Genomic DNA, 21,355 nt, shown 5'->3' on the forward strand with positions numbered 1-21,355 from the left:
TGACCAGGCCCGATCTGAAATTGTCAGACCCCCGGCGTAACGTGCTTCCCGTGGCATTCGCAACCGAGCTTCCGCCAGAGGAGAGCACCGTCAGGGCGCACTCCGAGCACCGCCCCGTCGGCGAGATCGTCCGCACCGACGGGCAGTTCCGCGTCGTCAGCGAGTACCAGCCGGCGGGCGACCAGCCGGCCGCCATCGACGAGCTCGAACGCCGCGTGCGCACCGGCGAGCGCGACGTGGTGCTGCTCGGCGCCACGGGTACCGGCAAGTCGGCCACCACGGCCTGGCTCGTCGAACGGCTGCAACGCCCCACCCTGGTGATGGCGCCGAACAAGACGCTGGCCGCGCAGCTGGCGAACGAGCTGAAGGAGCTCTTCCCGCACAACGCGGTCGAGTACTTCGTCAGCTACTACGACTACTACCAGCCCGAGGCGTACATCCCGCAGACGGACACGTACATCGAGAAGGACTCCTCGATCAACGAGGACGTCGAACGCCTGCGCCACTCCGCCACCATGTCGCTGCTGACGCGGCGCGACGTCATCGTGGTCGCCTCGGTGTCGTGCATCTACGGCCTGGGCACGCCCCAGTCGTACCTCGACCGCTCGATCCCGCTCGAGGTCGGCGTGGAGGTCGACCGCGACGCGTTCCTGCGCCTGCTGGTCGACGTCCAGTACACCCGCAACGACATGTCGTTCACCCGCGGCACCTTCCGCGTGCGGGGCGACACGGTCGAGATCATCCCGTCCTACGAGGAGCTCGCCGTCCGTGTCGAGTTCTTCGGCGACGAGATCGACAAGCTGTACTACCTCCACCCGCTGACCGGTGACGTGGTGAAGGAGGTCAACGACCTGCGGATCTTCCCGGCCACGCACTACGTCGCGGGCCCGGAGCGCATGGAGCGCGCGATCCGCGACATCGAGGCGGAGCTGGAGGCGACGCTCGCCCAGATGGAGCGCCAGGGCAAGCTGCTGGAGGCCCAGCGCCTGCGCATGCGCACCCAGTACGACATCGAGATGATGCGCCAGGTCGGCTTCTGCAACGGCATCGAGAACTACTCACGCCACATCGACGGCCGCGGCCCCGGCACGGCGCCGGCGACGCTGCTCGACTACTTCCCCGACGACTTCCTGATGGTCATCGACGAGTCACACGTGACGGTCCCGCAGATCGGCGGCATGTACGAAGGCGACGCCTCCCGCAAGCGCAACCTGGTGGAGCACGGCTTCCGCCTGCCGTCGGCGCTCGACAACCGCCCGCTGACGTGGGAGGAGTTCGCGGACCGGATCGGCCAGGTCGTGTACCTGTCGGCGACTCCGGGCCCGTACGAGATGGGCCAGGCCGGCGGCGAGTTCGTCGAGCAGGTCATCCGCCCGACCGGCCTGGTCGACCCCGAGGTCGTGGTGAAGCCGACCGAGGGCCAGATCGACGACCTGGTGCACTCGATCCGGGAACGCGCCGAGCGGGACGAGCGGGTCCTGGTCACGACGCTGACGAAGAAGATGGCCGAGGACCTCACCGATTACCTGCTGGAACTGGGCATCCGGGTCCGGTACCTGCACTCCGAGGTCGACACGCTGCGCCGCGTGGAGCTGCTGCGGCAGCTGCGGCTCGGCGAGTTCGACGTGCTGATCGGCATCAACCTGCTGCGGGAGGGCCTCGACCTGCCCGAGGTGTCGTTGGTGGCGATCCTCGACGCGGACAAGGAGGGGTTCCTCCGGTCGGGAACTTCGTTGGTGCAGACGATTGGTCGTGCTGCTCGCAACGTGTCCGGTGAAGTTCACATGTACGCGGACAAGATCACGGACTCGATGCAGCACGCGATCGACGAGACGAACCGGCGGCGGGCCAAGCAGATCGCGTACAACACGGAGCGGGGGATCGATCCGCAGCCGTTGCGGAAGAAGATCACCGACATTTTGGAGGCTGTGTACTCCGAGATCGAGGACGAGGTTCCGGTTGGTGGGTCTGGGCGGAACCAGTCTCGGGGGAAGAGGGCTACCGGGGAGGGTGGACGGTCTTCCGGGGTTGTCGCTTCGCATGAGCGGGCTGGGATGGCTCGGTCGGAGCTGGCGGATCTGGTGCAGTCGTTGACGGATCAGATGATGAACGCGGCTCGGGATCTGCAGTTCGAGTTGGCGGCTCGGTTGAGGGATGAGATTCAGGATTTGAAGAAGGAGTTGCGGGGGATGGATGCGGCTGGGGTTAAGTGAGGTTGCTTAGAGTCGCGTCGGTTTCGTAGGCCGTCTCCCTGGTTCGGTGGCGGCTGGCGGTTTGTTGTTCGTAGCTGGTCTTCTTGCCTGCTGCCGTGCCGGTTGGGTGCTTGGTCTGAGGGCTCTGCCCTCAGACTCCCGACACTCCCAAAAGAGCCCTCCAGCGCCGTCTGCGGGTTGATGGCACGCCACACCGCCAGGGCGCGTGGTCGGGTGGGTTTCTCGCCTCGGCTTCGCCATCGGCTTGATTTGGCGTGGTGTCCACTGTGGAGGCTGCCTGTGGGTGCCTGTTGCTCACCGTGAAATCGGGGTGTGCGGCCTGTAATCTCTTGGGCTGATAACGATTTGTGTTTGCCGCGTAAATCGCTCTCTGGGGTGAGATGTCGGCTGACACCTTTCGTCACGGCGCAGGACGGCCATGATCTCACGGGTGGATGTGGACTCCCACCTACAAGCGGTGGAGCAGGCGCTGATCGCCATGCGGCGCAGTCAGTCGCGTCGTGCGCTCGCGGAGCTGGCTGTGCCGGCTTTTGACGTGTTGGACGTTGTCGAGGCGGCTGAGCGGGCTGGGGTGCAGGCTACGGTTTCCAGTGTGGCGTCGGCTTTGCACGTTGATCAGCCGCGTGCCAGCAAGCTCGTCACCAGTGCTGTTGATTCCGGGTTGGTGGCTCGGGTTGCCGACAAGGCGGATGGGCGGCGGGTGTTGCTCGTTCGCACTCCTCGGGGGCGGGCCACCTCGGCTGAGTTGCACCGGGCTCGGCAGGCTGCTTGTGCTGCTGCCATGGCTGACTGGACTGATGAGGAGCGGGTTGTGTTCGCGCAGTTGCTTGGTCGTTTTGTTGCTGTCTTCGGCGCGCGATAATTCTGTTGTGACACTGGACGAGTTGATCGCCTACTGCGCGGGCAAGCCTGGCGCGGAGGAGACGTATCCGTGGGGCGACGCCGAGCTGGTGTGCAAGGTCGGCGGCAAGGCGTTTGCGTTCATCGGGTTGGACGCGCACACCGTTGGGCTCAAGTGCGGGGCAGATGCTGAGGCTGCTGCGCCTTGGCGGGAGCGGTTTCCCGGTGACATCACCATTAGTGGGTATGTCGGGCGTTATGGGTGGAACACCGTTGCGCTCAAGGGATCGGTGCCCGACGACGACCTGTTGGAACTCGTTGACGGGTCCTACGAGGCCGTCGTCGCGCGGTTGCCGAAGCGGAAGAGGCCGGTTTAGCTCTCTTCTGGTTGCAGGATGCCGAAGATGTTGCCTTCGGTGTCCTTGTAGTAGGCGAGAAGGCCCACGCCGGGCATCTTGTCCTTGGGCAGGGCCACTGTGCCGCCGTTGATGTCGATGGCCGCGATGGTGGCGTCGATGTCGGGCACGCTGATCGTCATGACGAAACCGTGCACCGGTGCGTCCGGTGCGGGGTCGGGGCCGCGGCGTGGCAGCAGGCCGCCGTTCACGCCGGGCTGGTCGTCGTCGCCGGTGGTGATGACCCAGTAGGGGATGTCGCCCCACTGTTCGATCTTCCAGCCGAAGACCGAGGTGTAGAAGCGCCGCGCGCGATCGGGATCTGCGGCGTGGATCTCGAAGTGCACAGGACGTGACATGAGCGGGACGCTACTCCGGACAGTGGTTGTCCGCATTGGCTCCTACGGTGCTCTCATGGCAATCGAATTCCAGGTCTCCTTCGACGCGAACAACCCTCCGAAGCTCGCCGACTTCTGGGCGCAGGCACTCGGCTACGTGACGCAGCCGCCGCCTCCCGGCTTCGCCACGTGGGAGGAGTTCGCCGTCAAGAACAACATCCCGTTCGACTCGGTGGACGACTACGCGGCGCTCGTCGACCCGGACGGCAAGGGGCCGCGGTTCCTCTTCCAGCGCGTGCCGGAGGGCAAGACGGCGAAGAACCGGATGCACCTCGACATCCGGGCGGGCCTCGACTCGGTGGACCGCCTGGTTTCGCTGGGCGCCACGCGGGTGCGTGAGCACAACGACCAGACGGGCCACTGGGTCGTGATGCTCGACCCCGAGGGCAACGAGTTCTGCGTCAGCTAGCTCGTGATGTCCTTGGTCTTGAACCTGCGTGCCGCGAGCAACGTGAAGATGCCGCCGTAGACGAGTGCGGAGAACGTTCCGCGCGTCATCTCCGACCAGTCCACATCGGTCGAGAGCAGGTCGACCCAGGCCATCGCGTAGTGCGTCGGCAGGTAGTTGCGCAGATCCTCGAGCGGCTGAATCTGGTCGAGGATCTGCGACAGGATCGACACGAGCACCGCGCCACCGACCGCGCCGAGCGGTGCGTCGGTGGACACGGACAGGTAAAGCGCGAGGCCCGCGACCCAGAACAGGTTGATCGCGATGTAGCAGACCGCCAGCGCGACGCCGAGCACGCCGTCCGCGAACGGTGCCGCCTCGCCGGTCGGGCTCACGACCTCGCCTGCGCCGTACCAGACGACGCCGACCGCCAGCGCCACCGCGGGAAGCAGGGCGAGGGCGAAGAGGCTGAGCAGGCCGGACGCGATGGCCTTCTGCCGCAGCAGACGGTGGCGCGGAACCGGCGCCGCCAGCAGGTACTTGAGGCTCGACCACGACGCCTCGGACGCGATCGTGTCGCCGAAGAACAGCGCCACGATCATCGGCAGCAGGAAGCTGCCGCTCACGAACAGCGTCAGCACCACGAAGTTGATGCCGCTGGCGGTGGCGAGGTCCACGAAGCCGCCCGAACGGCGGTTCGGGCTCGCCTGCCCGAGCTCGAAGCTCAGCGCGAGGATGAACGGCAGCAGCACCAGGAAGCCCAGCACGAGCTGGGTCCTGCGGCGCCGGATCTGCCGTTGGATCTCCACCCGGATGCGGAGGGTGCGACGCGCCTTGTACCCGACCGTCGAGCCGTCGGGTGCCACCTCGGTGCGCTGGTGGGCGGCGGCGTCGGTGAGCTCGGTGATCGCGCCGGGGTCGGTGTGGACGTCGTGCTCGTTCACCGGTTCACCTCCTGCCGGATGGGTGCCTTCGTGCGGTTGGGGTTCGCGGTGAGGACGGGCTTCATCGCGGGTGCGCCGGAATTGTCGGTGCCGGCTGGGACAATTGAGTCAAGGGGACCCCCTTGGCCGGTGAGCGACGTCTGCTCGCTCGACGAGGGGACCTCTGCCTCGGCTTGGGCCAGTGCGGCGCCGAGACCCGCGTTCTCCAGCGCTTCGAGCGCTGCCGTGTCCGGGGCGCCCGCCGTGGCGGACGCCGCTGCCATCAGGAAGTCATTCACCGACCAGCTCCAAGAACGCGTCTTCCAGCCTGCGTCGCGGACCCGCCTGGTCCACCGCCACGCCCGCGGCGACCAGCGCCGAGAGGGCGGCGGCGCGCGGGACGCCGTTCATCGAGGCGTGCACTGCTCCCTCGTCCTCGTGCACGTCGTGCACGCCTTCGAGGCCTCGCAGGACGTCGGCTGCCTTCGACGGGGAGTCGACGCGGAACGTCGCTTCGCCGCCGCCTGCCGCGATGTCCGCCACCTCGCCGGCTGCGACGAGTTGGCCCTTGTGCATCACGACCACGTGCGAGCAGGTCTGCTCCACCTCGGCCAGCAGGTGCGACGAGACCAGCACCGTGCGGCCCGCCGCGGCGTAGCGGCGCAGGACCTCGCGCATCTGGTGGATCTGGGGCGGGTCGAGGCCGTTGGTCGGCTCGTCGAGGATCAGCAGGTCCGGGAGGCCCAGCATGGCCTGGGCGATCGCGAGGCGCTGACGCATGCCCTGGCTGTACGTGCGCACTCGGCGGTGCACCGCGTCGCCGAGGCCCGCGATCTCCAGGGCCTCCTCGACGTGGGCCTCTTCCAACGGCCTGCCCGTGGCGGCCCAGTACAGCTTCAGGTTCGCGGCGCCGGACAGGTGCGGCAGGAAGCCCGAACCCTCGACGAACGAGCCGATGCGCGACAGCACGGGCGCGCCTGGCGTCACCTTGTGGCCGAAGACCCTGATGTGGCCCTCGGACGGGTGGATCAGACCCATCACCATGCGCAGGGTCGTGGTCTTGCCGGCGCCGTTGGGGCCCAGCAGGCCGAGGACCTGGCCGTGCTCCACGCGGAACGACAGGTCCTTCACCGCGGTCAGGCCGCCGGGGTAGGACTTGGTCAGGCCGGAGATGACCAGCGGCACCTCGGACAGTTCCGGGTCCGAGTCCTGCGCCATGCGGCGGCGGAACATCGCGATGATGCCGGCGGCGATCAGCACCAGCAGCGCGATCACGATGCCCCACAGGGCGCTGACCGGGAAGCCGGTCGTCACGTTGCGACCGGGCACGACCGGCACCGAGAGCTCGTCTGAGGCCAGCGAGATGCGGTACGCGGCGGGCTGCTCGGCGTTCGCGAACGCCTGGTCCGTCGTCGACACGACCAGAGCCAGCTTGTGCTCGCTCTCGACCGGGCGCACGGTGGGAGGCAGCGTCACGGTCACCTCGGCGGCCGAGCCGTCCGGGGGCAGCGCCACGCGGAACGGGGCCACCGCCGAGCCCGGCAGCACGCGCGTGCCGTCGGCCGAGACGTCGTAGAGCTTTGCGAACAGGATCGCTTCGCCGGACGACTGGTCACCTCGGGCGACGCGCAACCGGACCGTCGACGAACCTGTCAGCAGCAGCTGGGAGTCCAGCGCGTCCGACGTGAACACCGCGGCCTGGCCCGGCAGGTCGATCGACAGCCGGGACGAGATCGCCGACGACCGGGACAGCGCGGAGCCCAGGCCCGGCAGGTTGCTGATCGCGGCCGGGTTGCCGCCGGCCGGGTTCACCGCGACCTGCTCGCGGCCGCTCAGCTTCAGCGTCTTGCGCTCCGACGAGGAACCCGAGGAAAGCCCGGGGTAGGAGGGCGCGACGACCGTGCGCAGCGAAGGTGCGCCGGACGAGCGGAACGCTCCCTGCACCGAGTACTCGAAGCCGGTGCCGGGGTCGGTTCCCTTGCCCTGCAGGTGGAACGCCATCCAGTCGGCGATCTCGCCGCGCAGGGCCGTGCCGGGGTTGCCGCCGTCGTGGCCGCCCGCGTACCAGACCATCTTCACCTTGCCGCCGGCCGCAGCGATCTGGCGCGCGGTCGCGTCGGACTGGTCGAGGCCGAACAGGGTGTCCTGCTCGCCCTGCACCAGCATCGTCGGCTGCTTGATCTGGTCGGTCACGGCGACCGGCGACGACTTGCGCAGCAGCTCCAGCGTCTGCTGCGAGGCGCGGCCCGTCGTGGCGACCTCCGTGTAGGCGGCGCACACCGCGGGAGTGAAGCGTCCGCACGCGCCCAGAGAAGGCGTGGGTGGCTGACCCGCTGCTCCCGAGTTCCCGCCCGGCTGCTGCACGGCGGTCTGGTTCGCCTCGGTCTGGCCGATCTCGGGGGCGTCGCCCGTGGGCGACGACAGGTCGATCGACGTCAGGCCCGCGGAGAAGAAGATGCCCGCCCACGAGCGCTTGAAGACGCCGTCCTCGCTGAACGCGGTGGCGGCCGGGGTGGTGTCCGTGCGCGGGGTCGCCAGTGCCGAGTTCGGCAGCAGCGCCTGCGCGAGGTCGTTGTAGGTGATGACGGGGACAAGAGTGTCGACACGCTTGTCGACGCCTGCGAGCAGCAGCGACAACGCACCGCCGTACGACGCGCCTGTCACGCCCACGCGCGGGTCGCCGGCACCGTCCTTCTGCACCTCGTCGCGGGTGCCGAGGAAGTCGAGGAGCTTCTGGGCGTCGCGGACCTCGCGGTCGATCGAGTTCAGCGCGATCTGGCCGGTGCTGCGGCCGAAACCGCGTGCGGACCACGTCAGGACGACGAAACCGCGCCGGGCGAACTCCTCGGCCTGGGTGTGCACGCTGCGCAGGCTGCCGCCGAAACCGTGCGCGAGCATGATCGCGGGCGCGGGTGTCTGCTGGGGGAGGTAGAGCCGCGTCTCGATGTTCACCGTCTGGGCGCTGTCGGGCGCTTCGGGTGCATCGATGATCGCTTCTCTGAACGTCACGGGCGCGGGGTCATCCGAGGATCGGGTGAAGTACACGCCACCTGCGACGAGGGCGAGCACGACGACCGCTGCGGGGATTGACCACCTGCCGCGAATGCGGGAGAGGCGGGACACGCTGATGACGATATGCGAGTTTTGCTGAGAACGACCTGCCGGGATCCGCTGCCGGTCTCAGCAAGAGTGGATCTTCAGCCGGGCTTCAGGTAGCGAACTGTTGAAACCCGAACGACACGCTCCGTATTCCCGTTGCACCTGGTTGCGTGGGTCTGCTCACCCTGTGTGGCGCTAACAGGACTTCGTGGAGCACAATGTTCACGCAGCATGGAGGGGAGTACTCCCTAAGCGGCGGTGTCGTCAGTACGGAGCTCGGCGTGGGGCTTCCGGTGCCGTCGGTCGTTCGAGAGATCATCTCGGCGGCGGAGGAGACCTCCGGGTTTATTTGGCGTGCGCCCGAGAATCCCGGAGGTTGGGTTGTGAACGTCCCCGCATGGATGTGGATCGCGACGATCGGTGGTCTGCTCGTTCTGCTCGCTGTCGACCTCGTCATCGTCGATCGAAAGCCCCATGAGGTGACGATCGGTGAAGCCGCCCGCTGGGTGGTCTTCTACGTGGCCGTGGCCGCCCTCTTCGGGCTCGGCATCTGGTACTTCTCCGGTGGTCAGTACGCGACGGAGTTCTTCGCCGGGTACATCACGGAGTACTCGCTGAGCGTCGACAACCTGTTCATCTTCTTGATCATCATGACGACGTTCAAGGTGCCGGCGATCCACCAGCACAAGGTGCTGCTGATCGGCATCCTGCTCGCGCTCGTCATGCGCGGCATCTTCATCGCGGCCGGCGCGGCGCTCATCAGTCAGTTCAGCTGGGTCTTCTTCATCTTCGGCGCGTTCCTCATCTACACCGGCTGGCAGCTGGCGCGGGAGAACCACGACGAGGAAGAGGAGTACAAGGAGAACCTGATGCTGCGCATGGTGCGCAAGGTTTTCCCGGTGACCGACGACTTCCACGGCTCCAAGTCCTTCATCAAGATCGACGGCAAGCGCTTCGTGACCCCGATGTTCATCGTGATGGTCGCGATCGGCTCCACCGACCTGCTCTTCGCGCTCGACTCGATCCCCGCGATCTTCGGCCTCACCAAGGAGCCGTTCCTGGTGTTCACGGCCAACGCGTTCGCGCTGATGGGCCTGCGCCAGCTGTACTTCCTGCTCGGCGGCCTGCTCGCGAAGCTCGTCTACCTGTCGATCGGCCTGTCGGTGATCCTCGGCTTCATCGGCGTCAAGCTGATCCTGGAAGCGTTGCACACCAACAACCTGCCGTTCCTCAACGGCGGCGAGCCGTTCCACGTGCCGACGATCGGCATCGAGGTCTCGCTGTCGGTGATCGTCGGCGTGCTGGCGATCACGACGATCGCCAGCCTCCTCAAGGTGAGGCGCGACCCCGAGGCCGCGAAGCACGTGGGCGCCAACCACTAACGGGTGATTTTTGAGTCACGCGGGGGCCTTTCGTGCCGCAGGAGGGTACGTAGGGTCCCCGCGTGAATTTTAAGTGTGGACTTGTTGGGTGCCGTTCTGGTATACGGCGCGAATGGACTGCTTGAGGGTGCCTGCCTTCACGTGCTGCTCGGCGTCACCCTCCACGAGAACGAGATCGGCGAGCTTGCCCGGTGCGAGCTCGCCGAGTTCGTTTCCGAGGCGCATCAGCTCCGCCGCCGACGTGGTGGTCGCGTAGATCGCCTCGGCGGGCGACATGCCGTACTCGACCATGAGCGTGAGCTCGTTCAGGTTGTCGCCGTGCGGCCCGACCCCGGAGTCGGTGCCCATCGCGATCTTCACCCCGGCCTGGTGGGCCTTCTGGAACGCCTGGAAGTGCTGCGCGACAACGGCTTTCGCCTTGTCCAGGATCACGTCGGAGATCGCCACGCCCGCCGCGGCCTGGTCGAGCACCATGCGCGGCGCCATCAGTGTCGGTACGAGCCAGGTGCCGTTCTTGAGCATCTCCTCGACACCCTCGTCGGTGAGGAAGACGCCGTGCTCGATCGAACGAACGCCGTTGCGCACGGCCGTGAGAATGCCGTCGCCGCTCATCGCGTGCGACATGACCGCGATGCCCGCCGCGTTCGCCTCCTGCACGATCATCGCGATCTCCTCGTCGCGGAAGTGCGCGTGACGGGGGTTGCTGCGCGGTGACATCACGCCACCGCTGGACGCGATCTTGATGATGTCGGCGCCGTGGCGGACCAGCGTGCGGATGACCTTGCGCAGCTCCTCGGGACCGTCCGCGACGGTGTTGGGCAGGCCGGGGTGCAGCGGTGGGGAGATGTGCGCGCCGCACTGCATCCAGTCGTCGTTGTGGCCGCCTGTCTGCGACACCATGTTGACCGCGATCTGCATGCGCGGACCCTGGATCAGGCCGCGGCGGACCGCCTCCGCGACACCGAGGTCGGCGCCGAGCGCGTCGCGGACGGTGGTGATGCCGCACTGCAGGGTCGCCTTCATGTTCCCGATGGCCTCGTAGAACGGCAGCGAGAACGGCGTGTTCAGCGACCGCACGAGGTCGGCGCCGCTGAACATGAAGTGCACGTGGCAGTCGAACAGTCCCGGCAGGATCGTGTGGCCGGTCGCGTCGATGACGGTGTCGCCGTCGAGTCCGATGCCCACGTCGACGATGCGGTCGCCCTCGACCACCACGTCACCGGGCTCGGCCGCCCTGCCGGTGAAGACCCTGCCCCCAGAGAACACGATGCGCGTCATACGCGGAAATCTATGCCGCGAGTCAATTTTTGTGATCGGTCAACAAACGACTCTGAGCTTTGCTAACAAGTTCTGTTAGCGTCCTGCCCGTGCGCCCAGAAGACCTGCAGCTGCTCACCACGCCCGGCACCGTCGCCGTGACCGGAGACCTGGTACTGGTCAGCATCACCACGCCCGATCTCGAAGCGAACACGTACCGGGGCGGCCTGCACCGGGTGTTCCCGGATGGCACGACAACTCCGTGGACACACGGTGATCGTGACAATGCGCAGCGCATTTCTCCCGACGGCCGGCTGGTCGCGTTTCTGCGTGTGAGCGGAAAGTCGAAGCCGCAGCTCTTCGTCGTTCCGGTGGACGGTGGCGAGCCCCGCAAGCTGACCGACCTCCCGCTCGGCGCGGGTGCGCCGGTGTGGTCGCCCGACTCGTCCCGGATCGCCTTCGTGGCCCGCGTGCCGGAGCACGGCCGCTACGGCACGACCGACGACGGCCCCGAGTCCGAGGCGCCGCGCCGCATCACGCGCCTCGACTACCGCGTCGACGACGTCGGCTTCCTCTCCGACCGCCGCCCGCGCCTGCACGTCGTGGACCTGGACGGTGAGGTCTCCGAGCTGACCGACGGCTCGCACGACGTCTCCGACCCGGCGTGGATCGACGACTCGACGCTGGTCTTCGTGGCGCCACGCGATCTCGGCGTGGTCGAGACGCTGCACTGCGACCTGTACGAGGTGCCGCTCGCCGGCGGCGAGGTCTCGCTGCGCGTGCGCGGTGCCGGCGAGATCTCGATGCCGTTCGTCGCCGGCTCCTCGCTGTACTGGCTGGGCACGGAGTTCACCGGCATCGACGCGGTGGCGCGCAACCAGGGCCTGTGGAAGGCACCGCTGGACGGTTCCGCGGAGCCCGTGCGGCTCACCGACGTCGAAACCGTTGACGTGGAACGACTTTCCGGCCAGCCGGTGGCCGACGCCGAGGGCGTGCTGCTCGTCGTGCGCAACCGCGGCGCGCTGGAGCTGCAGCGGATTCCGTTCGACGGCGGCCCCGGCGAGGTGCTCGCGGGCGCCGAAGCCGCGGTGCGCTCCTTCGCCACGGACGGTTCGACGCTCGTCGCCGTGGTGTCCACTCCGGACAGCCCCGGCCAGGTCGAGTTCGTCGGAACCGGTGTGCGCACGTCGTTCGCGTCGGTGCCGTCGGCGCGCCGGGTCGTGGAGATCACGGGCTCGGCCTCGGACGGCTACCCGGTGCACGGCTGGCTGGTGCTGCCGGACGGCGACGGCCCGCACCCGGTCGTCCTGGCGGTGCACGGCGGCCCGTTCATGTACCACAGCTGGGGTTTCTTCGACGAGGCCCAGGTCTACGCCACCGCGGGTTACGCCGTCGTGCTGCCGAACCCGCGTGGTTCCGCGGGCTACGGCCAGGCCCACGGCCAGGCGGTGATCGGCAAGTTCGGCTCCGTCGACGTGGACGACGTGCTGTCCCTTTTGGACGTCGCACTGGCCCGCCCGGACTGCGACGCCGACCGCGTCGGCGTGATGGGCGGCTCCTACGGCGGCTTCATGACGTCGTGGCTGTCCGCGCACCACGGCGAGCGCTTCAAGGCGGCGTGGAGCGAGCGCGCGGTGAACGCGTGGGACTCCTTCTCCGGCTCGTCGGACATCGGCTACTTCTTCGCCGACGCCTACTGCGGCACCGATCCCGAGGCGCAGCGGGCGATGTCGCCGCTGACCTACGCCGAGAAGATCAACCTGCCGTTCGCGGTCGTGCACTCGGAGCAGGACTGGCGCTGCCCGCTCGAACAGGCCCAGCGCATGTTCGTGGCGCTGAAGCGGCGCGGGGTCGAGGCGGAGATGCTGATCTTCCCCGGCGAGGGGCACGAGCTGACCCGGTCGGGGCAGCCGCGGCACCGCAGGCAGCGCTTCGACGCGGTGCTGGAGTGGTGGGGCCGCTACCTCAAGAGCTGACCAGCTCGGCGTTGACGGTTCGCAGCAGCTCCTCCCGCGGCGGCCCGCACGGCGTGCGGGTCAGCCCCGCCCAGATCCGTTCGATGCGGTCGTGCAGGTCGCTGTCGGTGTCGAAGACCGGAACCCGGTCGAGCAGCCCGACGCGGCCGACGGTCCGGCGCAGCACGTGGTCGTCGTGCGGTGCCGCGGCCAGCGCTGCCCCGAAGGCGAACAGCGGGTAGCAGCCGTCGCGGTGGCCGATGTCGACCGGCGCGCCGCTCCACGCGAGTGTGCGCGCCGCGTCGGTTTCCAGGGCGAACGTGTGGCGTTCGCGGGCTTCCGGGCCCACGTCGGCGAGGTAGGCCGCCGTGAGGTCCGCCGGTGACGTGTGTGCGGCGCTGGCGCGGCCCAGGGCCTGGGCGTGCACCAGTGCGAACGACAGTCCGTAGGCGAACGCGGGATCGGTGTGGCACAACGCGTCGCCGACCGGCACGAGTCCTGGCACGCCTGGTCCGGTGGTGCGGTCGATGTTGGCCAGACCGCCCATCGGCATGACGTCGGTGATGGGCACGGCGTGGTCCGGTGAGGTCATCACGTCGAGCGGCGTGATGGTCCTGGCCGCCGCCATCCACGCGCGGTTGTCCCGCAGGATCCGCAGGTCGTGGTCCGTAGTCGGCACCAGCATGATCACCGCGAAGGTCCGGTTGTCGCCGCGGAACGTGTTGAACCCCATGTACCCGAGGTCGCCGCGCGGGTTGAGCAGCCACGGGCCCGTCACGTGTTCTGCGCCGGGGACGAGCGCGAAGTAGCGGCAGTAGTAGATGGCGCCGCACTCGCTGGGCTGAGCCGAGGCACGCGGCCAGCCGGGCGGGCAGCGGTACCGGCCGAGCGCGTCTACCACGACGTCCGCGCAGATCTCCTCGCCGTTGTCGAGGTGGAACCCGCTCGCGCCGGGGACCAGGCAGGCGATCTGCCTGCCGGAGACCAGCCGCACGCCGGGTTCGGCCTCGGCCGCGCGCCGCAACGCCCACTCGACCACCGGGCGGCGCACCCACAGGTAGACCAGGTCCTCGTCGCCCGGCTGCCGCGGGCCCGACAGCTTGGCGGCCAGGTCCTGTTCCTCCGCGCCCGCGTCGAGCAGCGTGGCGATGACGTCCGGCGCGAGCTCGCGCAGCACCTTGCGGCCGCGCGGCAGGAAGGTGTGCGGCTGCTGGAAGTGCGGGATGCCCTTGCGCACCACGTCGAACGCGTCTTCCGGCCCTCCGTGCGCCGTCACGTGGTCGCGCTCGACCACGACCGCGGAGTGCCCGGCACGCGCCACCGCCAGGCCGGCGGCCAGCCCGGCGACACCACCCCCGGCGATCGCGAACCGCATCCGTTCAGGCTAGGCACGCGTCCGTTCGGCGCACAGGGTCATCAGTCCCGAGTGGACCGACGACGTCACCCGAGCAGCGTGTAGTTGAGCTCCTCGCACACCCGCGCCAGCGGCAGGTCCAACCCGGGGTGATCGAGCGGTAGCAGCACGTCCGGAGCGGCCGGGAGGCCCGAGGCGCCCGGCGGGTCCCACAGGCAGATGGCCGGGTCACCGGAGTCCATGGACGAGCGGTACCAGAGGCCGTCGAGCTCCGGGTACGCCGCCCGGATCGCCCGCGACCACGCCTGCGTCACCAGCTTGGGGCCCGTGGAGATCTCCTGCGAGGCGCCTACTCGGGTGGGCCACAGGCCGCCCAGGTCCAGCAGGCGCAGCGTCCGGCGGGGGCGCAGCACCACGAGGAACGGGCTGCGGGTGCGGCGGTCGACGATCGACGTGGCCTGGAAGACCTCGGCGATGGACGTGCGCACGGACAGTCCGAAGTAGAGGACGCCGTTCTCGTGGTCCTGCACCGGCCTGCCGTCGTCGGCGGGTTGTTGCGCGTCGAAGCGGGCGTGGGGGAGCGGGCCGGTGAAGCGGAACGTGTTCCAGCGCTGCGGGTGGGAGCCCTTCGCCGTGAACACGCGCACCAGGCGGGTGGCCCGGTGCACCGCCACCACGTCCTCGGTGCGGCGCAGGTGTGCCTGGAGCACGGCAGGGGCAGGCGGCTGCGGAAGCCGTGACATTCGGGTCCTGTCGGGTGTTCGGGAGCGCTCAGGCGGGGGTGCCGAGCACGGAGGCCAGGTCGGCGACGCGGCGCGGGTCTCCTCCTGCGAGGAGCCAGTCGCGCGGCGTCGCGGGCTCGCCGTCGACGAGGAGGTCCTCCTGGAGAGTGGTCATGAACGCGGCGACGACCAGTGCCGGTTGGTCTGACGGGATCTCCGCCAGCACGGTTTCCAGGCCCGGCAGCACGCCGCTGCCCGCGAACTGCCACGCGGGCAGCCGCCAGCTGCCCCTGTCCTTCCAGCCCACGAGCCTGCCGACGCCGAGCCGGTGCCGGATGCGGCTCGTGTCGACCTGGAGCTGACGCGCGGCCTCGGCGACGGTCAGCGCCGAGTCGCGCAGCACGGCGTGCGCCACGACCGTGCGGGTGCGCGGGCGGGCGTCGCCGGGACCCGCCGGGGACAGGTCGAGGCCCACGTCGGTGAGCGCCGCCTGCTGGTCGGGGGTGAAGTAGGTGGCCGGCTCCGGGTGTGGCGGGGCGAGCCTGCGTGCCGCGTCGGACACGAGGTCGAGGAACTCGTCTGGGCTCACCTGCAGGCCGGCCTTGGCCAGCACTGTTTCCAGCGCGGGACTCATGCGCACAGAATATCCCGTGCGTGCGCATCTGTGCGCCCTACGAACGGCTTAAGGGGAAACGTTCGACGGTGTGCGTCCACGCGACGACGCTACGTGAGATCCGCTGGTTCAGGCCGGTGACGTGGGCCTCATCTGGCACATCGATACCATTCCCCGATGCAGCTGGACCGCTCCGCCAAGCGGGTCGTGGTGGCGTGGGCCGCCGTCATGGTCGCCACGCTGGCCTACGTGATGCTCCGCCCGCCGGGGTGGTCGCTCGACCTGCGCGTCTACCGCAACGGCGGTGCGGCGTTCCTGCGGGACCTCCCCCTCTACGTCGAGGGCTTCGCCAAACCGCTCGGCGGTCCCGACCTGCCCTTCACGTATCCGCCGATCGCCGCGGTGATCTTCAGCGTGCTGGCGCTGGTGCCGCTGGTCGTCGCGATCCTCGTGGTGGCGGCGGCGAACCTGGCCGCGTTGACGGCGTTGTGCCTGATCGCGGCGTCGCGCGTGCTGGGCTGGGGGCCCGAGGCCGTGAAGTGGGGCCTGGGCGCGGCCGCGGTGTCGTCGATCTTCGACCCGCTGCGCGAGACGCTGTGGTTCGGGCAGATCAACCTGCTGCTCGGCGTGCTGGTGATGGCCGACTGCCTGCTCGAACGCACCCGCTGGTGGCCGCGCGGCGCGCTGATCGGACTGGCCGCCGCGATCAAGCTGACACCGGCGTTCTTCGCGTTGTTCTTCGTGGCGCGACGGCAGTGGAAGCCCGTGTTCGTGTCCATCGGCTCGTTCTTCTTCTTCGTGCTGTTGGGGTTCCTCATCTCGTTCGGCGACGCGCGCGAGTACTGGACGCACGCGCTGCTGGACCCGGGCAGGGTCGGCCGCCTGACCTACGCCTCGAACCAGGCCATCCGCGGCACGTTGGCGCGCTTCGGACTGGAGAACGGGCCGCAGGTCGCCGTGTGGGTCGTGTTCGCGCTTCTGGTCGTGGCGACGGTGTGGTGGTTGGCGTCGCGTCTGGGCGAGGTCGAGTCCTTCTTCGTCGTGGCGGTCGGTGGTCTGCTGATCTCACCCGTGTCGTGGGGGCACCACTGGGTGTGGATCGCGCCCGCGCTCGTGTTGCTGTCACGGCCGGTGTTGCGCCGTCACTGGGCGCCGTGGGTGGTCGTGGCGGTGTTCGCGATCGGCCCGCACTGGCTGTTCCCGCGCGACAACGACGTCGAGCAGCACTGGCAGTGGTGGCAGCAGGTGATCGGCAACCTCTACGTGTTCGTCGGGGTCGCCGTGCTGGTCACGCTTGCGGTACGCGTGGTGCGAGAACGTCGCCGAGCTGCTTCAACCGCAGGCTGAACAGCACCAGCACCACGCCCCACAGGATCGCGAAGACGCCGATGGTGATCACGAACGCCATCGCGCCCGCGGCCGGGTTGACCACGAGGATGATGCCGAGCAGCACCGTCAGCGCTCCGGTGACGACGTAGAACCACTCGTTGGTCATCACCTTGCGCAGGCGGATGGCGTCGACGATCTGCAGCACGCCCGTGACGAGTGCCCACGCGGCGATGAGGAGCAGCAGCGCGGTCGCCGTGATGCCCGGCCAGAACAGGGCGATCAAGCCCGTGACCAGGCCCAACGCACCGATCAGGCCAAGCGCCCAGCGTGCGGGCCACTCCTTGTGGGTGAGTGTCAGGTACAGCATCATCGCGCCGTCGAAGAACGCGTACGCGCCCCAGAGGATGATCAGCGCCAGCAGCGTGAGGCCGGGCCAGATCAGGGCGGCCAGGCCGAACAGGACAGCGAACACTCCGCGCACCGTGAAGAGCCACCACCGTTGCATGTCGAGGATGTTCTCCACTGTTGGTGCGGTCGGCAACCTGAGACCCTCGTCCGGTGCTGATCCGAGTGGCTGACTGGGAGCGGATTCGTGCCGGAAAGATCACGCTGCAGTACCGGCGGTGGAAGCGGCCGACGGTGCGGGCCGGCGGGACCTTGCGGACGTCGCAGGGAGTGCTGGCGATCGACGCCGTGGACGTCGTCTCGCGGGTGACGCGGGCGGAGGCGAACGCGGCGGGATATCCGACCGTCAAGGCCCTCATGTCCTCATTGGACGGACGTGAGGGCGCGCTTCACCGCATCAGCCTGCACTTCGCCGGTGAGGACCCGCGTGCCGAGCTGCGATCGTCGTCCGATGTGGACGGACTGGAGCTCGGCGGGATGGCGGTGGCGATGCTGCGGTTGATCGCGGCGAACCCCGGTGTGAGGGCCCAGGACCTCGCTTCGAGCGTGGGCCGCGAGAAGGCGTCGTTCAAGGCGGCTGTTCGCAGGCTCAAGGCGAAAGGGCTCACCGAGTCGCTGCGGGTGGGGTATCGCCTCTCCCCGCGGGGAGAGGCGTACCTGCGTTCTCTCGGTGACTAACCCTGACCCGTGATGATCGACACCGCGCGGTCCTGCGTCTGCTCGGTGACCTCACCGACCTGGAAACCGCGGGCGGCCGCGTGCGCCACCAGCTCGGGCTCCGGCGGGAGGCCGTACTTGCGCAGGTAGTGCGGCACGGCGCCGGCCCAGATCCAGGTGCCGTCGGTGCGGAAGTTGAGCGGCACGTCCTGCTCGCCGCTCTGCGAGAACTCGTCGAGGTCGTAGCTGCGCGCGGCCAGCACCACCGGCGCCGACTCGAGGTACGCGAGCAGGTTGTCGACCAGCTGCGGGTCGATCGGCTGACGGTTGACGACGATGCGGCCGTCGTCGTTCTTGCCGTCGTACACCCGCGCCGTTCGCAGCTCACCCGGCTGCGACTGGGCCTGCTGGACCTGCTGGTCCTGCGGCGGGACCTGGTACTCCTGCTGCGGTTCGGGCTCCGGCGCCGGCAGCGGCGGCAGGCCGACGCGCTGACGCCACCAGTCCGGGATCAGCCTGTCCGGCCGGGGGAACGTCTGCAGCTCGTCGCGGAAACCGATGGGCGGCGGCTGGTTGCGCCACCGCGGCTCGTCCTCGGCGTTGAAGTCGACGGTGAACGCGGCCGGCGCCTCGATCTCGTACAGCGCGTTCAGCCACGTGCCTCGGTCCGGGTGGTACATGCCCGCGCGCAGCTGGCCGAACATCTGCACGACGTCCATCGGCGGCCGCACCGGACGCAGCTGCCCGTCCGGGCCGGCGAACGCGAGGTCGACCTCGATGTGCCGTCCCGCCGCGCGGTACTCGGCCCGGATGCGCTGCCAGCCCTGCGGTACGGCCGGCAGCATGGCACGGCCGATCTGCCGCACCAGCTGCTGCTGATCCTGCTCGCTCAGCGGTGTCGCCGGCTGGCTCATGTGGTCCTCGCCCCTCTCCCCGTGAAAGCCCGCTGATCTTATCGGGCCTCCGCCACGCGCGCGGGACAGTCACACATCCCGTGCCGTTCGCAACACCCCGAGGAGTGTCGTCAGCGGTTCGACCAGGTGGCGTTCACCAGATTTTCGGGCAGGTAGTCGGACTCGACCTCGATCGGAAAACCGTTGTCGCGGCCGCGGATCGCCATGGCGAGAACCGGCAGCGCGACGAAGCCGGCGGGGTCGTCGGCGAGCTCCGCCTGACTCCAGTAATCGCGGTGCGCGGTGGTCGCCTGCGTCAACGCCTCGGTGAACTGCGCGGCCGTTCCGCGAAGAATGCGGTACAGGATGTTCACCGGCGGGTACGCGACCAGCAGCATGTATTCGCGGCTCGCGTAAATCGCGTTTTCCGGATCGCTCAGGTCGAGCACGGATTCGAGCAGCGCCGGCGAGACCGGTTCACCGCTCAGAAACCGTTGCAGCGTCTCGATCCACGGGTGGAGGTAGTCCTCCACCTTCGCTCCGCTGCCGCGCAACGTGTACTTGCCGGTGGAGCACAGTTCCTGGATCCGCTCCTCGCTGCGGGTGATCACGGCGAGCCAGGCCGCGGTCATCCAGTCGACCGGAGTCGCGTGCCAGTTGGGACCGACCACCGGCAGCGTCACGGTCTGCTCGCCGAGTTGGTGCTCGACCGTCTCGTCGCGCTTGGAGGTGCGGGTGAACACCGAGTTCGCAACCTGCGAGGCGAACACGGCGGCGCGCCACGTCTCCTCCCTGCCCGCGGTGGGGTCGAGCACCGTCAGGTACTGGAAGCGCATGATCGCGCGACTGCGCACCGCGGAGAGGGCGTCTTCGTCACCGTCGGCGACGACGTCCTCCATCGCCGACTCGATCAGCAGCTGGAGGGTGTCCACCTGCTTGCGGGCGAAATCCGCATCGATGTCGTGCCTGGGGATGGTCTCCATCGCGTTGTCGATCCTCACCTCAGTGGCAGACGCGGCTTGTAATCGTGGCTCTCGTACGGACGGTACGTTTGCGCGCGCATTTCGACGTCGTCGAGCCGGCCGTCCTTCTGCTTTCGCAGTTCTTCCGCGAGGAGTGCTTCGTCTCCACCACGTTTCTTCATCGCTTCCAGCGCATCGGCGAAATAGGTGGGGTGCGGAAGTCCACCTCCGCGTCGGGGAACGCGTGGGCGAACTGCCCGTGGACGCGGTCCCTGAGCGCGTGCACCGACACCTGCTCGCCGAAGTCCTCCGACGCCTTGGTCTGCGCCCCGATCGCCTCGGAACGCTCCTGGGAGCCCTTGGGCGTGTCGCGCCAGTCGACCTCGTCGCCACCCGAGCCGCTGTCACCGCGGTCGACCGCACCGTCGGTGTCGGTGTCGGCATTTGGGGGTGGTGGTGCTTGGTGTCGCTGGTGAAGACGCGTCCGTTGGCGTCGGTCCAGGCCGGCTTGGTGGGGCGAGGACCGGGGCGTCGAGGTGCTTGGACAGCTGCTCGGCGAAGTCGTTGCTGGCGGCGTCGCACCCGATGAGCCGGACGGGCTTGCTGCCGTCGTAGCCCGCGCGACGCCCCTCTCCCCGTGCAAACCTCGCTGGCCTTATCGGGCGTCCGCCGCCAGCGCGGGCCGGTCGCGCGGTTCGGGGTCCCGTCAGAGTCCTTCGCGAGTCCACGAGCCGTTGTACAGGTACTGGGGCAGGTACTCCGAGCTGACCTCGATCGGGATGCCGGCGTCGTGCGCCACGCTCGTCAGCCCGAGCGGGCCGATCGCGACGTACCCGTTCGGGGACTCCTCGTTGTCCTCTGTGGACCAGAACTCCTTGTGCAGCTCCAGCGCTTCCGCGAGCGACTGGTTGAACTGCTCCTCGCGGCCGGCGTTGATGATGTTGTGGAACATGTTCAGCTGCGGGAACGCGACGACACGCACGTGCTCGCGGTGCACAGGGTCGACCTCGTCCGGGGCGGTCGCCTTGAGCGCGGCGTTCAGGGCCTCGTGCACGCCGTGCTGCTGGAGGTTGAACTTCTGGAACATGTCGACCATGAGGAAGACGTACTCGGGCTCCTCGCTGCCGGACGCGCGCAGGACGTCCAGCGGCACCTCGCTGAGCAGCTGCGTCTTCGCGACGTCCCTGGCGACGGCCGCCAGGTAGTTCGCGGTGAGCCAGGTACCACCGGACGCGAAGTACACGGGACCGGTCGCGGTGAGCGGGATCTGCTTGCCCTGCAACGTGATCTCGACAGTCGTGCCCTCTTGGGCCGCGGCCACTGCGTAGATCGCGGCGCCGACGTCCGCGGCGAAGCACAGGCTGTCCCAGGTGTCGCCGTTGCTGCCCTTCGGATCGATCGCACACCGGTGGCCGAAGTGGCTGAGCGCGTCCATCATCAACCCGCTCAGCGCCGTGGTCCGGCTGTTCGGAAGAGCGTCGACCGTCTCCTCGATCCGCCGTTCGATCTTCGCCTGCGACCGGGCTGACCAGTCCGGATCGACCTCGTGTCGGCTGACCTCGACCACTTG

General features: G+C 68.7%; 20 protein-coding genes. 8 read left to right on the top strand and 12 right to left on the bottom strand.

All coding sequences use genetic code 11. The features are described from left to right. Positions 1–50: 50 nt before the first annotated feature. The 3 genes from uvrB (at position 51) to ACFOWZ_RS24580 (ending at position 3,430) form a co-directional block, all read left to right on the top strand. Positions 51–2,213, top strand: coding sequence for an excinuclease ABC subunit UvrB (gene uvrB, locus ACFOWZ_RS24570; protein WP_382376227.1), 2,163 nt, complete (start codon positions 51–53; stop codon positions 2,211–2,213). A 418-nt stretch (positions 2,214–2,631) separates the two neighbouring features. Continuing rightward, positions 2,632–3,075: a MarR family winged helix-turn-helix transcriptional regulator gene (locus ACFOWZ_RS24575; RefSeq protein WP_382376228.1), complete on the top strand. Its 444-nt coding sequence runs from the start codon at positions 2,632–2,634 to the stop codon at positions 3,073–3,075. Between the two features lie 7 nt (positions 3,076–3,082). Next, the gene (locus ACFOWZ_RS24580) at positions 3,083–3,430 is read left to right on the top strand and encodes an MmcQ/YjbR family DNA-binding protein (protein ID WP_382376229.1); all 348 of its coding nucleotides are present in this window, start codon (positions 3,083–3,085) and stop codon (positions 3,428–3,430) included. Here ACFOWZ_RS24580 and ACFOWZ_RS24585 read toward each other — a convergent pair. Next, positions 3,427–3,807: a VOC family protein gene (locus tag ACFOWZ_RS24585; RefSeq protein ID WP_382376230.1), complete on the bottom strand. Its 381-nt coding sequence runs from the start codon at positions 3,805–3,807 to the stop codon at positions 3,427–3,429. The two genes, ACFOWZ_RS24580 and ACFOWZ_RS24585, sit on opposite strands and share 4 nt — an antisense overlap. A 55-nt stretch (positions 3,808–3,862) precedes the next feature. Between ACFOWZ_RS24585 and ACFOWZ_RS24590 the strand changes: the two genes are divergently transcribed. Then, the gene (locus ACFOWZ_RS24590; protein WP_382376231.1) at positions 3,863–4,255 is read left to right on the top strand and encodes a VOC family protein; all 393 of its coding nucleotides are present in this window, start codon (positions 3,863–3,865) and stop codon (positions 4,253–4,255) included. Here ACFOWZ_RS24590 and ACFOWZ_RS24595 read toward each other — a convergent pair. The 3 genes from ACFOWZ_RS24595 to ACFOWZ_RS24605 are packed head-to-tail and all read right to left on the bottom strand — an operon-like array spanning position 4,252 to position 8,280. Next, positions 4,252–5,178: an ABC transporter permease gene (locus ACFOWZ_RS24595; protein WP_382376232.1), complete on the bottom strand. Its 927-nt coding sequence runs from the start codon at positions 5,176–5,178 to the stop codon at positions 4,252–4,254. The genes ACFOWZ_RS24590 and ACFOWZ_RS24595 overlap by 4 nt on opposite strands. Then, positions 5,175–5,456, bottom strand: a complete 282-nt coding sequence (locus tag ACFOWZ_RS24600; protein WP_382376233.1) for a hypothetical protein — start codon at positions 5,454–5,456, stop codon at positions 5,175–5,177. The genes ACFOWZ_RS24595 and ACFOWZ_RS24600 overlap by 4 nt, the downstream gene beginning before the upstream one ends. Continuing rightward, positions 5,449–8,280, bottom strand: a complete 2,832-nt coding sequence (locus ACFOWZ_RS24605; protein ID WP_382376234.1) for an alpha/beta fold hydrolase — start codon at positions 8,278–8,280, stop codon at positions 5,449–5,451. Before ACFOWZ_RS24605 ends, ACFOWZ_RS24600 begins: the two co-directional genes overlap by 8 nt. Positions 8,281–8,639: 359 nt before the next feature. Between ACFOWZ_RS24605 and ACFOWZ_RS24610 the strand changes: the two genes are divergently transcribed. Beyond that, positions 8,640–9,638: a TerC family protein gene (locus ACFOWZ_RS24610; protein WP_382376336.1), complete on the top strand. Its 999-nt coding sequence runs from the start codon at positions 8,640–8,642 to the stop codon at positions 9,636–9,638. 69 nt (positions 9,639–9,707) lie between these two features. On the opposite strand, the gene ACFOWZ_RS24615 is transcribed toward ACFOWZ_RS24610, so the two are convergent. Further along, the gene (locus ACFOWZ_RS24615) at positions 9,708–10,916 is read right to left on the bottom strand and encodes a metal-dependent hydrolase family protein (RefSeq protein ID WP_382376235.1); all 1,209 of its coding nucleotides are present in this window, start codon (positions 10,914–10,916) and stop codon (positions 9,708–9,710) included. Between the two features lie 89 nt (positions 10,917–11,005). On the opposite strand from ACFOWZ_RS24615, the gene ACFOWZ_RS24620 reads away from it, so the two are divergent. Next, a complete protein-coding gene (locus ACFOWZ_RS24620) occupies positions 11,006–12,871 on the top strand; it encodes a S9 family peptidase (protein WP_382376236.1) in 1,866 nt (621 codons plus the stop codon). On the opposite strand, the gene ACFOWZ_RS24625 is transcribed toward ACFOWZ_RS24620, so the two are convergent. From ACFOWZ_RS24625 to ACFOWZ_RS24635, 3 genes are all read right to left on the bottom strand, one after another. Beyond that, positions 12,861–14,225 carry a hypothetical protein gene (locus tag ACFOWZ_RS24625; RefSeq protein WP_382376237.1) on the bottom strand — a complete coding sequence of 455 codons (1,365 nt, stop codon included), beginning with the start codon at positions 14,223–14,225 and terminating at the stop codon, positions 12,861–12,863. The two genes, ACFOWZ_RS24620 and ACFOWZ_RS24625, sit on opposite strands and share 11 nt — an antisense overlap. 65 nt (positions 14,226–14,290) lie before the next feature. Further along, positions 14,291–14,947, bottom strand: a complete 657-nt coding sequence (locus tag ACFOWZ_RS24630; protein ID WP_382376238.1) for an RES family NAD+ phosphorylase — start codon at positions 14,945–14,947, stop codon at positions 14,291–14,293. A gap of 28 nt (positions 14,948–14,975) precedes the next feature. After that, the gene (locus ACFOWZ_RS24635) at positions 14,976–15,560 is read right to left on the bottom strand and encodes a DNA-binding protein (RefSeq protein ID WP_382376239.1); all 585 of its coding nucleotides are present in this window, start codon (positions 15,558–15,560) and stop codon (positions 14,976–14,978) included. Between the two features lie 156 nt (positions 15,561–15,716). Here ACFOWZ_RS24635 and ACFOWZ_RS24640 point away from each other — a divergent pair, with 156 nt between their 5' ends. Then, positions 15,717–16,886: a glycosyltransferase 87 family protein gene (locus tag ACFOWZ_RS24640; RefSeq protein WP_382376240.1), complete on the top strand. Its 1,170-nt coding sequence runs from the start codon at positions 15,717–15,719 to the stop codon at positions 16,884–16,886. On the opposite strand, the gene ACFOWZ_RS24645 is transcribed toward ACFOWZ_RS24640, so the two are convergent. Then, positions 16,828–17,409: an HdeD family acid-resistance protein gene (locus ACFOWZ_RS24645; protein WP_382376241.1), complete on the bottom strand. Its 582-nt coding sequence runs from the start codon at positions 17,407–17,409 to the stop codon at positions 16,828–16,830. The two genes, ACFOWZ_RS24640 and ACFOWZ_RS24645, sit on opposite strands and share 59 nt — an antisense overlap. 17 nt (positions 17,410–17,426) lie before the next feature. Between ACFOWZ_RS24645 and ACFOWZ_RS24650 the strand changes: the two genes are divergently transcribed. Beyond that, on the top strand, positions 17,427–17,951 hold the full coding sequence (locus tag ACFOWZ_RS24650) for a hypothetical protein (RefSeq protein ID WP_382376242.1): 525 nt from the start codon (positions 17,427–17,429) through the stop codon (positions 17,949–17,951). Here the strand turns inward: ACFOWZ_RS24650 and ACFOWZ_RS24655 are convergent. From ACFOWZ_RS24655 to ACFOWZ_RS24665, 3 genes are all read right to left on the bottom strand, one after another. Beyond that, entirely contained in the window at positions 17,948–18,844 is an 897-nt protein-coding gene (locus tag ACFOWZ_RS24655) for a hypothetical protein (protein WP_382376243.1), read from the bottom strand. The genes ACFOWZ_RS24650 and ACFOWZ_RS24655 overlap by 4 nt on opposite strands. Positions 18,845–18,954: 110 nt before the next feature. Continuing rightward, positions 18,955–19,806: an immunity 49 family protein gene (locus ACFOWZ_RS24660; RefSeq protein WP_382376244.1), complete on the bottom strand. Its 852-nt coding sequence runs from the start codon at positions 19,804–19,806 to the stop codon at positions 18,955–18,957. A 685-nt stretch (positions 19,807–20,491) separates the two neighbouring features. Continuing rightward, entirely contained in the window at positions 20,492–21,352 is an 861-nt protein-coding gene (locus tag ACFOWZ_RS24665) for an immunity 49 family protein (RefSeq protein WP_382376245.1), read from the bottom strand. Positions 21,353–21,355: the final 3 nt, after the last annotated feature.

Origin of the sequence: Lentzea rhizosphaerae (assembly GCF_042649515.1) — a bacterium.
Lineage (GTDB): Bacteria > Actinomycetota > Actinomycetes > Mycobacteriales > Pseudonocardiaceae > Lentzea > Lentzea aerocolonigenes.